The sequence below is a fragment of the Cyanobacteriota bacterium genome (assembly GCA_025054735.1).
Lineage (GTDB): Bacteria > Cyanobacteriota > Cyanobacteriia > SKYG9 > SKYG9 > SKYG9.
Genome location: JANWZG010000049.1, coordinates 1 through 13,478, shown reverse-complemented (window position 1 = coordinate 13,478; position 13,478 = coordinate 1). Strand labels below are relative to the sequence as shown.

The window sequence follows — 13,478 nt, the reverse complement described above, 5'->3', positions numbered from 1 at the left end:
CTGGGCAGGGGCACAGAGTTTTGAATTGGGAACTGATCAGGGTATGAGTGAGCCAGAAAAAGACTGGCTAGCCTATGAGCTAAGTAACTGGCTGGGAATTCCAGTTGTAACCTGAGGTAATTTAATTAACCCATGAGCGGCAAAATTCTCAATGGTCGCTATCGAATTGTTCGAGAGTTGGGACATGCAGACAATCGCCGAACATTTTTGGCAGAAGATATGCAGACCCAATCAGCCGTGGTAGTGAAGATGCTGATTTTTCAGGGTTCTATTGATCCTGATGCAGTGAGGCTGAAACATTAGCAAGCCTGAACCATCCTGCTATTCCTCGCTATCTGGGCTTTTTTGAGTTAGAGTCCACTACCGGGTCAACGGGTTTGGCATTGGTACAGACGTTTATTCAGGGTCGATCGTTAGCTGCTCTGTTGCAACAGGGGCGACGGTTTAGTGAGGCAGAGACCATTCAAATTGGAGCCGCTGTGTTGGATATTCTCACCTATCTCCACGGGCTAAACCCACCCGTCATCCACCGAGATATCAAGCCAGACAATATCTTGCTGGGTGATGGTAGCAAGACTCTCAACCACGTCTATCTAGTGGATTTTGGGGCGGTGAAGACCATTGGCATTAGGGAAGCTACGACGTTTACGATCGTAGGCACCCATGGATACATGCCGCCTGAACAGTTCAGCGGTCGTGTCAGTGTAGCTTCAGACCTTTACAGCTTAGGAACAACCTTAGTAACAGTGGCAACTGGCGTGCCAATCAACAAAATCCCCCACCGGAATCTTCGGCTTCGCTTTGAAGAGCTAGCGCCTCTGTCGCCAGAGTTCACGGCATGGCTAAAATGGATGACTGAACCAGAGGTAAGCAATCGTCCAGCCTCAGCCCAAGCCGCCCTAGAGAGTCTGCTAAACCCTAAGACATCACCCCCTGTTGCACAACAACCAACATCGACGTTAAAAAATCTTCGTAAGCCGCCAGGGAGCCGCGTTGTCCTAGTCAAAACAGGATCATTTTTAGAAGTCCGTCTACCTTGCGTAGGCATTACGAGGCTTACGATTTGGCTCATAGTAGCTGTACTAGCGATAGATGGCACCATCGCCTTCTGGCTGTATAAAGCACTGACTACAGTTCCTAATGGTGAGCTTATTCCTCTGGTTTTGCCCCTGTCAGCGACTTTAGTAGCCATGGGATTAACAGGATTAGTGGTTTTTATCCTATGGGGACGCACACGTTTGCGCCTAGACGATCGCATTTCTCTCTCCTATGAGCTGATGGGGTTACGGTGGGTTCATCCTCAGCCCGATAATATTCGTAAAGTGACCCGTCTCGCAGCAATTCAAACGGTTCCGCTTCCCCACATAATCTTGCAGGCTGGCACAACTCGATACTGTCTAGGACGTAATCTGCTGTTGACGACTGCCCTCCGCCTTAAACTTTCAGTGTTGGCCCTAGGTGCCTTGACGGGCGCAGAAGTTGCATGGCTCTCTCACGAACTCAGCAACTGGCTCAAGTTGTCAGTTGCCAATCGATAGTTGGGGCATGGCGGTTGTTTGGGGAATAGTCATTAGCGCCAGCCAACTTAGTTAAGCTGAATTACTGGTTGCTTAAAACAAGCTGAAGAGTGCGATCAATTTTTGGGGATCAACTTTAGGATGCTGGTTTAAGTGCGGGAATTAAGAACCAGACATTTATGAATATTGGAATCCCCAAGGAAATCTATCCAGGTGAGCGTCGGGTAGCGGCAACGCCAGACACAGCCATACGATTACAAAAATTAGGGTTTACTGTGCTAGTGGAAACCGGCGCTGGTGAAGCTGCTAATTTTGAAGACAGTGCCTATGAGCAGGTAAATTGCCGGATTGTGCCCAGTGCTGCCAACCTTTGGGCAGAGGCAGATATTGTGCTGAAGGTGCGCCCACCGATGGCCTATGCTGACCGAGAGCAGCACGAGGCTGACCTTGTGCGCGAAGGTCAAACCCTCATTAGCTTTATGTTTCCTGCCCAGAACAAAGATTTATTGGAACGTCTGGCAGCCAAGAAAGCTACGGTATTGGGGATGGATTCAGTGCCTCGCATCACTCGCGCCCAAAAGCTAGATGCCCTCAGCTCTATGGCAAATATTGCTGGTTATCGAGCCGTAATAGAGGCAGCAAATTGTTTCGATCGCTTCTTTCCAGGGCAAATTACCGCAGCGGGCAAGGTGCCTCCAGCAAAGGTTCTAGTCATCGGGGCAGGAGTAGCTGGTTTGGCAGCGATTGGGGCAGCTCGTAACCTAGGGGCGATCGTCCGTGCCTTTGATACTCGCCCTGTAGTCAAGGAACAGGTAGAAAGCATGGGTGCTGAGTTTCTGGAACTAGACTTCCAGGAAGACGGCACTGGCCAAGGCGGTCATGAGCGAAGAATTTATCAAAGCTGAGATGGCATTGTTTGCCGAGCAAGCCAAGGACGTGGATATTATCATCACTACAGCCCTGATCCCCGGTGTAAAGGCCCCCGTGCTAATCACCCGTGAAATGGTGGAAAGCATGAAGGATGGATCTGTCATTGTGGACATGGCCGCAGAGCAGGGTGGTAATTGTGAACTTACCAAACCGGGCGAGGCATACCGCTATCAAGGCGTAACCATAATTGGCTACACTGACTTGCCCAGTCGCATGGCCCAGCAGGCTAGCCAGCTCTATGGCACTAACCTCTACCACTTTCTGGATGACCTAGGCGGTGCAGCTAACTATCACATCAACCGCGACGATGAAATTGTGGCTGGAGCACTGCTTACCTACCAAGGGGAAGTTACTTGGTCTCCTAACAAGCCTAAACCTGCTCCTAGCCCACAACCTGTGACCAATACTCAGCAGCCTGTAGCAGTTACTGCGAGCACTTCTGCAAGCAGCAACGGTGCCGGTAAGACGGTTACAACCCCTATAGCCGTGAAGGTTGAAGCTAAGCCTACCCAGGCTCAATCAGCGACTGCTGGTTCCACGACAGCCACTGCTGGTTCTACGACAGCCACTGAACCTCAGGCCAATGGAGACCTAATATGGCTAGTGTTGGCTGGAATTGCTCTCACAGCTATCGGACTAGTGGCTCCTTCGTCGTTTCTGTCTCACTTTACAGTGTTTGTATTGGCATGTTTTGTGGGCTGGCAAGTGATTTGGAACGTGAAGCCAGCACTACATACTCCCCTTATGAGTGTAACCAATGCCATCAGTGGCATCATCATCATTGGTGGCATTCTCCAGATTTCTGGCTCCTTCGGCTCGCCTACAACCATTCTGGGTGCGATCGCTATCCTAATTGGCACCATCAACATCTCCGGTGGCTTCTTGGTTACCCAGCGCATGTTAAAGATGTTCCAAAAGTAACTATATTCACCCTCAAAGATCTATGAACAGCTTAATCACAATTGCTTATATTGCAGCCAGTGCTCTATTTATCTTGAGTTTGGGTGGCTTGTCTAACCAAGAAACTGCCCGCCGGGGAAACCTCTACGGCATCCTAGGGATGGTGATTGCCGTCGTGGCCACCACAGCAAGCATTAGCACCCAGAGCTATCTCACCTTAGGTTTGTCAGTATTGCCAGGAGTGGTGATTGGGGCAATCGTTGCCTCTAAGGTTGCCATGACCTCAATGCCTGAGCTGGTAGCTATTCTCCATAGCTTTGTGGGGGCAGCGGCTGTCTTGGTTGGCATCGCTAACTATCTGCATCCCGATGCCTCTCTGATAGGGGTGGAAAAAATAATCCACAATGTCGAGATCTTTGTAGGTGTGTTCATTGGAGCTGTAACCTTCACCGGATCTGTAGTTGCCTTTGGCAAGTTGCGGGCACTAATCACCAGCAAGCCCCTGTTGTTGCCAGCGCGGCATGTGCTAAACCTAGCGATGCTAGGAGCTTCTATTTACCTAGGTTGGTTGTTTATGAACACGCCCAATGGGTTGTTGCCCTTGTTGGTGATGACAGCGATCGCCGGAGTTTTAGGGCTGCACCTAGTGTTGGCGATCGGAGGAGCTGATATGCCCGTAGTCATCTCGATGCTCAATAGTTACTCTGGTTGGGCAGCAGCAGCGGCTGGTTTTATGCTCTCCAATGACCTGTTGATTATCACGGGTGCCCTTGTGGGTAGCAGCGGTGCCATTCTTAGCTACATCATGTGTAAAGCTATGAACCGCCACTTCTTGAGCGTAATCTTGGGTGGTTTCGGGGCAGAGAGTGGGGCAACTCCAGCGGGTAGTGCGGCGCAGACAGGCGGCGAGGCCACGCCAACAACCGTGGATGAGACTGCTCAATTGCTGCAACAAGCGAAAAGTGTGATTATCGTGCCGGGTTATGGTATGGCCGTTGCCCAAGCTCAGTACGCTGTCTCTGATATGGTCAAGCTATTGCGCAAGCAAGGTACACTAGTACGGTTCGGTATTCATCCAGTGGCTGGTCGTTTGCCGGGCCATATGAATGTGCTCTTAGCCGAAGCCAAGGTGCCCTACGACATTGTGCTGGAAATGGAAGAAATCAATCATGACTTTCCTGAAACCGATGTGGCCTTGGTAATTGGAGCGAATGACACCGTTAATCCCAGCGCGATCGAGGATCCTAGCAGCCCGATCGCAGGGATGCCCGTGCTGGAGGTCTGGAAAGCTAAGACTACGATCGTCCTCAAGCGTAGCCTAGCTAGTGGCTATGCCGGAGTAGAAAACCCTCTGTTCTACAAAGCTAACACTCGCATGTTGTTTGGTGACGCGAAGAAGAACTTGGATACTCTGCTAAGCTACCTACGCAGTGACCATGCAACTCCGGCTGAAACCAGTAAACAACCCACTGTTGCTCTCACCTGATTAAGCAAACCTAGTGGGGTAAGGTAGTGACGTAGGATGGTAGAGGCCAGCTTCCCCATGCTACGGCTATAGATAGCTTGTAACCATACCAATTCCTCCAACTGTCGTTACAGGTGACTTTTAGTCAGGACTTAAGTCCTGACTACGAACTGATGGATCCTTACTGGAACTAATGGATCTTTACTATGAGCTAGGATCTTTACTATGAACTAATGGATTCGGCAGCCTAGCTTTTTGAAAACGTATCAGCTAGCCAATATCCACTTGCATTGCCCCTTCCAAGTCGTCCCCAAACTAGAGAAAAAATGGGAATGCAAGGTGATTCTCTTAATTCCTATGGGATAGGATTGCTATAGGAAGATAGGTAACGGTTTTAGCAATGACGATCGTTGAGTTTTTTGAGCTGAGTGTAGGCAAATGGCTCTCTCAGCGTTCTAGCCATCGTACAGATTCTCAGCAAACGCAAGGAGGAAAATCTGAGCTTCAGTTTGAGATGCTGTCATCTGACCACCCGGACATCGCGGCACTTTGTGCACAACATGACATTGATCCTACTCTAGTGGGGTGTAGCGCAAAGATTGCTTGGACTGGAACAACTGACCACAGCACCAAAAAAATCACGGGTGTGACGATGATTGTTTCTGTCCCTGATGCTGCCAAGGCTAGTGAGGGAATGGTGATTTGTCAACCAACCCTACCCAGTAGTGCTCCTGTTGTTGGACGGTATGCGATCGGTCGGGATGACGTGCTGACGTTTACCCGTGAGACCAAGACAACATTTACTGAAGAACGACTATGGTTTGCCAGCCCTAACCTACGGCTTCGTACTAGCCTTGTGAGCCAAGGGAATGGACTAATGACCACATCCTTCTATTCTGAGATTCGTTTTGGTGGGGCTAAACCCACAAGTTAGGATTCAGGTCACCCTTGAGGCAGATAGCGTTGCAGAATAGCGTCAAGCTGATGGATATCGATGGGTTTGCTGAGATAATCCGTGGCTCCAGCGGCTAGAAAGCGCTCTCGATCGCCTCGCATTGCTTGAGCAGTCACCATAACCACGGGGATGTGCGTTAACTCTGCTTCTCGGCGCATCATTTCTAACAAATCAATGCCTGTCAATGCCTCCGATAGCTGCACATCCATTAACACCAATTGGGGTCGGAACTGCTGTACCCGCTGCAACCAGTTGTTACTATTCCAGGTATGTTCGACCTGATATCCCTGGCTAGTGAGATAATCACGCATTAGCATGGCACTTTCAGCATCGTCCTCCACCAAAAGAATTCGATAGGCCATGGATGGTTCTTTATCAGTTAGTGACTCAGCCCTGATTGCAGGCTCACTATTGGCAGCCTGGAATGCTGGCTCATCTGTAGGTAAAGGCCGATCGGGCAGATAGATTGTAAATCGGCTACCCTGCCCCACAACTGATCGAGCAGTAACGTCACCGCCGTGCAATTGGGCAAGGCTGCGGGTTAGATATAGTCCTAAGCCTGTACCCTCTGCTCGTCGATTTAAGCCACTGTCTAGTTGGGTAAAGGGTTGAAATAGCCGATTAAGCTGCTCTTCTGGGATGCCAATGCCAGTATCAGCAACAGTGAAGGAAATGCCAGCCGGATGTTTTTCGGTTACTAGGGTGACACAACCCTCAGGAGTAAATTTAATAGCATTAGACAATAAGTTCAGCAACATCTGGCGCAAGCGACGCTGATCAGCAACACACACTTCAGCAGCGGGGTCAAGCTGACTGTGCAGTTGCAGGCCACGCTCATAGGCTTGTTCACGCACGATTGTCAGGCAAGAATCACAAATGTCTGAAACCGATACTACCTCTGGCACAATTTCGACCTTACCTGCTTCTATCTTAGACAAGTCAAGGATGTCATTAATAAGGGCTAACAGATGGTCGCCGCTACTGCGAATACACCCGAGATACTCCTTCTGTTTGCTGTTGAGGCTACCAAAGATTTCTTGCAGCAATACCTGAGACAAACCAAGGATGGCATTCAGCGGCGTGCGGAGTTCGTGACTCATGCTGGCCAAAAATTCACTCTTGGCGCGGTTAGCTACTTCAGACAGATATTTCTCCTCTTGAAGTTGTTGTGTTCGCTCCTGCACCAAACGTTCCAATTGCTCATAGCTGCGAGCGTTGTACAGGGCGATCGCTACTTGGTCTGCAATACTAGTCAGCAGATTAATCTCATCTGTAGTAAAGGTGCGGTTTTTGACAGTCGTGTGTAAGGCTACCCCCCCAAACAACTGATCCTGAATAAACACCGGAACACAGAGAGCAGACTTAACCCCTAGATGCTCTATTAAATATTGACGCACAGGTGTTGAGGGCAAGGCCCCATAGTCGGGTGCGTGAAATGGCTGTCGATGATAAAACGGTGCATCCGGATCCGTTAAATTTGACCAACCAGCTACATCGGCTTTGAAGTTGGACATTGCGGGTATGTCATCACTAGCCCGCCACTCGTGCAGCACAGAAACCTGCTCATTTTGAATTGCGTAGATAAAGACACGATCGACTTCCAGCCCCTGCCCTACTAACAACACAACCTCTTGCAAAATTGAGTCTGTGTCAAAGCTAGAACTCAACACACGGCTAATGCGATTCAGCAGGTGTTCTCGCTGTACTCGTTGTTGGATCTGCTGAAAGGCAAGTTTACGCTCTTGAGCAAGGGCAATAGCAGCCGCAGCCGCACTCAACAGGTCAATCTCTGGCAAGTCCCAAACCTGAATTCTTGTGCACTGGTCTACCCCAATGAAGCCCGACAATTTACCATGAACTAGCAGCGGTAATACTAGAATGGACTGAATCCCTTGCATCTCTAAAATTTGGCGCTCTGTCTCCGGAAAGTCCCTGACATTGCCGCCGATCGCATCACCTCGGCCAAGAATATCAATCCATCGAGGTGCGTAGCGATGCATAGGTAAATTCTGCAAGTCAGGGTTATGAATTTGAGGTTCAATGCCAGGGGCGCACCACTCAGCCTGTTGACTAGCTAGCCATCCTCCGTCGTGATCAGAATGCACAGCAAACACATAGGCGCGGCTAGCATCCAGAGCTTGTCCTAACACTTCCAGAATGTCATCATAGAGCCGTTCGTCAACATCAAACGCTAGCAACACTTGCTCTATCTCGACCAAAGCCGATAGATAGCGTTCACGAGTAGCCAAGGTGTCTGTTACGTGCTTGCGCTGAGTAATATCATGGCAGTTAACCACAATGCCATTAACTGCAGGATCTTCAAGCAGGCTAGTGGTAACTGCTTCCAACACACACCAGCTACCGTCTCGCTTGCGCACACGATATTCCACCGTAGGTTGGATCACCCCAGGATTTTGTAATGCTTGCTGGTAAGTAGCAGCGATAATGCCAACATCTTCAGGGTGGACAAATTCAAAGGCACTTTTGCCAACAACATCCTCAAGGGTATACCCCAGGATGTGCCGAGCTGACGGGCTGGCATAGCGGAACGTGCCATCAGCTTCAAAAACCACCACAATGTCACTAGCGTTCTCTAGTAACTGGTGAAGTGGGTAGCTTGGCAGCCCCTTAGATGCATGTTGACTACTGGGTGGATGACTCTGGTAGTCATTTTCATAAACGCAGCTAGCATATTGGAAGCTCATATGGATTCAGTAGGAATTGGTGTGACCTAACCAAACGAATGGTTGTGGGTGTAGGCGATCGTGCTGATCCACATATTCAGGAAATCTACTTAAGTACAGGACAGTTGCATAAAGACACTCTCAACGCTGTCTATATCACGCTATGGTAGCCACAATGCTTTCGAAGTGAACGTTATTACGTGCGCAGAGTCAACTACACCATTGCTAGGAATCATTGCTAGAATCAACTGCTATGCTAAACCCATGAACAAACCATCAGTCCACTTAGTAGTACTATTCTCTTAGCGTAAACCCCCATCCAGTAGACTTAATCTTTAATCGGGTTTGTCCATCAAGGGTTGAGCATCTGAATCAGCACAAGTGGCGAGTAGATGCAATAGGCTAATTACTAGACTACATGGCACATTACCTAGCTGGCAATATCTCGAAGCATATCAAAGACTATTCAACTGGAGATTATCAATAGGTTGATGAGTAGCTCACCCTTGAGAATTGTGTCCTTGATTCCTAGCGCTACAGAAATCGTGGCACGGTTGCACCTGACGGAGCATTTGGTGGGATGTTCCCACGAGTGTGACTACCCACCAGCCATAGCCAATCGCCCAGTCTGCACTGCACCGAAATTTAACCCAGTGGGCACTAGTGGCGAAATTCATGATCGGGTAACACAACTGTTGCAGTCGGCATTGGCTGTTTATCGTGTAAACACTGACCTATTGGCACAATTGCAGCCAACCCATATCCTTACCCAAGCTCAGTGTGAGGTTTGCGCTGTAAGCCTAGCTGATGTACAGCAAGCTGTGGCAACCTTAGTCACAGGTCAACCTCGCGTCATTTCATTACAACCTAGGGTGTTGGCTGATGTCTGGGCTGATATCCATCGAGTAGCTGTAGCGTTGTCTACTCCAGACTACAATGTGGAGCCAGTTGCAGTAGCGACGATCGCCCAGTTAAAAGCGCGGGTTGATGCCTGTGTTCATCAAACTCAAGCAATCGTTAAGCGCCCTACAGTTGCTTGCATCGAGTGGACAGAGCCATTGATGGCAGCCGGAAACTGGGTGCCAGAGCTAGTAGAGTTAGCGGGTGGGCAATGTTTATTTGGGACGATCGGAGAACATTCTCCCTGGTTGGAGCCTGAGGCGATTATTGCTGCAGACCCCGATGTAATTGTGGTTATGCCCTGCGGGTTTGACCTCCCACGCACCACCCAAGAAGCATCACTATTGTTGCAGCGCCCTGACTGGAAAGGGTTGAAGGCTGTCCGTAATGGTCGAATCTATGCTACCGATGGTAACCACTATTTCAACCGTCCAGGCCCTCGATTAGTTGATTCCCTAGAAATTTTGGTGGAGATTTTACACCCCGACTGTATTACTCCTCGTTATCAGGGCATAGGCTGGCTTGCTCTAGAGTTTTGAGTAACAGCACCTGCTAGGGCTGTAGCTTGTACTGAACCGCTTCCATATAGAAGCTCTACATGTATCAATTCTGAGATTTGTCTCTAAAGATATGGAAAATTTCAGCGTCTTCCAGCTACCCTATAGCTATGGAAAAGGGGGTTGAGTAGACAAGCCAGCAAATTCTTAACATCGTCAAAGATTGCTGTGCCACAATTGTTGAATACGCATAATTACAACCCTACACCAGGCATATCGAATGCTGGAAACAACCATTGGGGGACGCTACTACATAACTAAGCATCTAGGTGGCGGCGGGTTCGCTCAGACTTATTTAGCGATCGACCAGCACCTACCTGGCAAGCCATGTTGTGTTGTGAAGCAACTCAAGCCAAAGCTGACCGATCCAGTGTCATTGCAGGCAGCTCGACGGCTATTTGACACAGAGGCAACAGTGCTATATACCCTGGGTACCCACGACCAAATTCCCCGGTTGTTTGCTCACTTCGAGGAAAACGAGGAATTCTACCTCGTTCAGGAATTTATTGAGGGAGATGTCTTAACACGGGAACTGATTGCTCAAGACTATTCGACTGAGGATCGGTTAATTGCCTTCATGGAAGATGTGCTGTCAACTCTCGATTTTGTACACCAGCAACAGGTCGTTCATCGAGACATCAAGCCGTCTAACTTAATTCGTCGCCATGCCGATGGCAAGATTGTGTTGATTGACTTTGGGGCAGTGAAACAAATCAGTGCCCAGTCTCTAGATAACTTGAGTCAAATGACCTTCACGATCGCCGTTGGATCTGCTGGCTATACCCCCAACGAGCAAATGGCAGGCAACCCTCGCTACAGTAGTGACATCTATGCCTTGGGGATCATTTGTATTCAAGCCTTGACTAAGGTATCTGTGAAGCGGCTACCAGTTGATCCACGAACTTCTGAGCTGATCTGGCGCGATCGTGCCAAGGATATCTCCAGTGACCTAGCCAACATTTTGGACAAGATGGTGCGCTGTGATTTTCGAGAGCGCTATCAATCAGCGGCTGAAGTACTACAAGATTTACAGGATTTACACACAGTCTTAACAGCTCCAGGGCCTAGGTTACCCATGCAGTTTCCAGTGGCTACCCCTAATGATGGCTATTTAGGGTGGTTTGAGCGGGCTGATGAGTTATTGCAGTTTTATCGCTACCATGAGGCAGCCTCAGCCTACATGAAAGTTGTGCAAGCCAAGCCAGATGAGGTATTTGCATGGTTCAAACTAGGGATTGCCTTGGAAAATAGCGAGCGCTACGACGATGCAGCAGAGTCCTATGGGCAGGTGTTGCAACTACAACCAGATGACTATTTTGCCTGGTTAAAACACGGAAAAATGCTGGAGATATTAGGTCTTTATGAGGAGGCATTAGCATCCTATGATTGTGCTGTGGAGTATTGTCCAGAAAATTATTGGGCATGGCGCGATCGGGGCAAAGTGCTAGAAGCCTTGGAGCGCTACGACGATGCGGTTAACTCTTACAATCGAGCAGTTTACCTAAAACCAGAGTTTGAGCTAGCCGTTAACGATCGCAAACGAGTGCTCAGTTTGCTCAAGCGAGACGACACTTTGTATCACTTGCAGCACTACGATGAAGTGATCGCGTCCTGTGACAAAACCCTGCAAGATAACCCTAATGACCCTTTGGCCTGGTTCATGCGGGGTATGGCATTAGAAAACTTGCAGCGCTTAGAAGAGGCAATCACCTCGTATGATCACGTCGTCGCGATTCAAGCTGATGATCATTTAGCTTGGTTTAAGCGTGGCACCGTGTTGGAAAAGTTGGGACAATACGAAGCAGCAATCGCCTCCTACGACCAAGTTGTCCACATTCGTCCTGATCATTACTGGGCTTGGTATGACCAAGGCAGAATTTTTGAGTTGATTGGTCGGTACGACGATGCCCTGGATGCTTACGATCGTGCATTTCAAATCAACGCCAACTTTCAACCCGCTGTCGAAGCCCGCAAACGCTCTCTACGAAGACTCCGGGGTGACACCTCATCCTATGCTGCTGAGTCGTCAGATTCGTTGAATATTGCCCTAGTACGTCGGCCAATCGACAGTGCAGCTATGGCCCCTGTGCCTGTGACGGGCTTTTCTGAGCAGATGCAAGACTCGTGGCTAATGCGGGGGTTAGCTCTAGAACAAGCCAAGCGCTATAGCGAAGCACTAGCCATTTATGATCGCCAAATTCAGACCCAACCTGGCCATCCTGAAGCTTGGTCACGGCGAGCTAGCGTTTTGTTTCATCTAGGCAGCTATGAGGAAGCTGTTCAAGCCTACGCTAAAGCTATCCAACTCAACCCCTATAATGCAGAACTATGGTATCGGCTAGGTGGACTAACTGCTCGGCTAAAACGCTACAAGCAGGCAGTTGCTTGCTTTAACAAGGCAATACACCTGCAACCCGATCGACCAGATTTTTGGTATTGGCAAGGACGAGCTGCTCAAGAGTTAGGTAACTATCAGCAGGCAATTGCAGCTTATGATAAAGCACTGAGTCTGAAACCCGACTATACTCAAGCAGCTAGCAGTCGCGAAACCCTACTACACTTAATCAGTGCTGAAGATGATCTCGCTGCTGAAACCAACTTCATTAGCCGTTCCTTCCTACACCGCGATTAGAGATTAAACCCCTAGACAAAGCCCTTGGTTTTGCTCAAACTTGATGAAGCCTTTCAAAACAAGAATCGGCACTATAGTAACTTTTCCAGTCCATAGACTAACGTTTTTAGCTCTAGAACCTTACGGATTGCTAATAGTACGCCAGGCATATAACAAGCACGATCGCTCGTGTCGTGACGTAGCGTATAGATCTGCCCAGCCGCCCCAAAAATGACTTCCTGGTGGGCAATTAACCCCGGTAGTCGCACACTGTGGATACGAATATTTTCCTCAGCTTGCGCTCCTCTTGCACCCACTAGCTTCTCCGTTTCCTTGACCAAAGGCGGGTTGTAGGTTTTGCCCAGCTCAGCCAATAGCTGCGCCGTTTGCAGGGCTGTGCCACTGGGAGCATCAGCTTTTTGGTTGTGGTGTAGTTCAATAATCTCTACATGATCAAAGTAGCGAGATGCTTGAATTGCTGCCTGTTGCAGTAACACCATCCCAATGGAAAAGTTGGGGATTACAACACATCCAGTACTTGCTTTGTCAGCAAATTCAGCTAGGTCACGAATTTGCTCTGGACTCAAGCCTGTAGTACCAACCACCGGACGAATACCATAGGCAATGGCCGATCGCACATTGTCATACACACTGTCTGGATGGGTAAAATCCACCATAACGCCCGGTTGCCGCTCCTGAAAAGTCATTGCTAGCATTGGCTCTAGTTCATTGGTGATTGGGATTTCCAACGTGCCGCAGCCTGCTAATTCACCCGCATCTTGACCTTGAACGGCTGGATTACGATCGACCGCCCCTGCCAAGGTCATATCCTTTGTTTGAGAAACTGCCTTAACAACTTCCCGCCCCATTTTACCGGCTGCGCCCACAACCACCACTGGAATCGGGTATTGACTAGCCATGATTGCTCAATCTCCATTCACAACTTTCAGTAACTTTAG

Annotated in this window: 10 protein-coding genes; 8 read left to right on the top strand and 2 right to left on the bottom strand. The window is 49.1% G+C overall.

Going from position 1 to position 13,478, the window contains the following annotated elements:
• Window positions 1-132 precede the first annotated feature (132 nt).
• The 6 genes from NZ772_04040 (at window position 133) to NZ772_04015 (ending at window position 5,746) form a co-directional block, all read left to right on the top strand.
• Entirely contained in the window at window positions 133-303 is a 171-nt protein-coding gene (locus tag NZ772_04040) for a hypothetical protein (protein MCS6812729.1), read from the top strand.
• Between the two features lie 32 nt (window positions 304-335).
• Window positions 336-1,538, top strand: a complete 1,203-nt coding sequence (locus NZ772_04035) for a serine/threonine protein kinase (GenBank protein MCS6812728.1) — start codon at window positions 336-338, stop codon at window positions 1,536-1,538.
• Window positions 1,539-1,696: 158 nt separating this feature from the next.
• Window positions 1,697-2,422 carry a hypothetical protein gene (locus NZ772_04030; GenBank protein ID MCS6812727.1) on the top strand — a complete coding sequence of 242 codons (726 nt, stop codon included), beginning with the start codon at window positions 1,697-1,699 and terminating at the stop codon, window positions 2,420-2,422.
• 1 nt (window position 2,423) lies between these two features.
• On the top strand, window positions 2,424-3,368 hold the full coding sequence (locus NZ772_04025; GenBank protein MCS6812726.1) for a proton-translocating transhydrogenase family protein: 945 nt from the start codon (window positions 2,424-2,426) through the stop codon (window positions 3,366-3,368).
• 22 nt (window positions 3,369-3,390) lie between these two features.
• Window positions 3,391-4,833 (top strand): Re/Si-specific NAD(P)(+) transhydrogenase subunit beta, encoded by a 1,443-nt coding sequence (pntB, locus tag NZ772_04020; protein ID MCS6812725.1) that lies wholly within the window; start codon window positions 3,391-3,393, stop codon window positions 4,831-4,833.
• A gap of 379 nt (window positions 4,834-5,212) precedes the next feature.
• Window positions 5,213-5,746 (top strand): phycobiliprotein lyase, encoded by a 534-nt coding sequence (locus NZ772_04015; GenBank protein MCS6812724.1) that lies wholly within the window; start codon window positions 5,213-5,215, stop codon window positions 5,744-5,746.
• Between the two features lie 8 nt (window positions 5,747-5,754).
• Here the strand turns inward: NZ772_04015 and NZ772_04010 are convergent, their stop codons facing one another.
• The gene (locus tag NZ772_04010; GenBank protein MCS6812723.1) at window positions 5,755-8,472 is read right to left on the bottom strand and encodes an ATP-binding protein; all 2,718 of its coding nucleotides are present in this window, start codon (window positions 8,470-8,472) and stop codon (window positions 5,755-5,757) included.
• Window positions 8,473-8,942: 470 nt separating this feature from the next.
• Here NZ772_04010 and NZ772_04005 point away from each other — a divergent pair, with 470 nt between their 5' ends.
• Complete coding sequence (locus tag NZ772_04005) at window positions 8,943-9,890, top strand: cobalamin-binding protein (protein MCS6812722.1); 948 nt, start codon at window positions 8,943-8,945, stop codon at window positions 9,888-9,890.
• Between the two features lie 238 nt (window positions 9,891-10,128).
• Window positions 10,129-12,540, top strand: coding sequence for a tetratricopeptide repeat protein (locus NZ772_04000; protein MCS6812721.1), 2,412 nt, complete (start codon window positions 10,129-10,131; stop codon window positions 12,538-12,540).
• 71 nt (window positions 12,541-12,611) lie between these two features.
• Here NZ772_04000 and dapB read toward each other — a convergent pair whose 3' ends face one another.
• Entirely contained in the window at window positions 12,612-13,439 is an 828-nt protein-coding gene (gene dapB, locus NZ772_03995) for a 4-hydroxy-tetrahydrodipicolinate reductase (GenBank protein ID MCS6812720.1), read from the bottom strand.
• Between the last annotated feature and the right edge of the window lie 39 nt (window positions 13,440-13,478).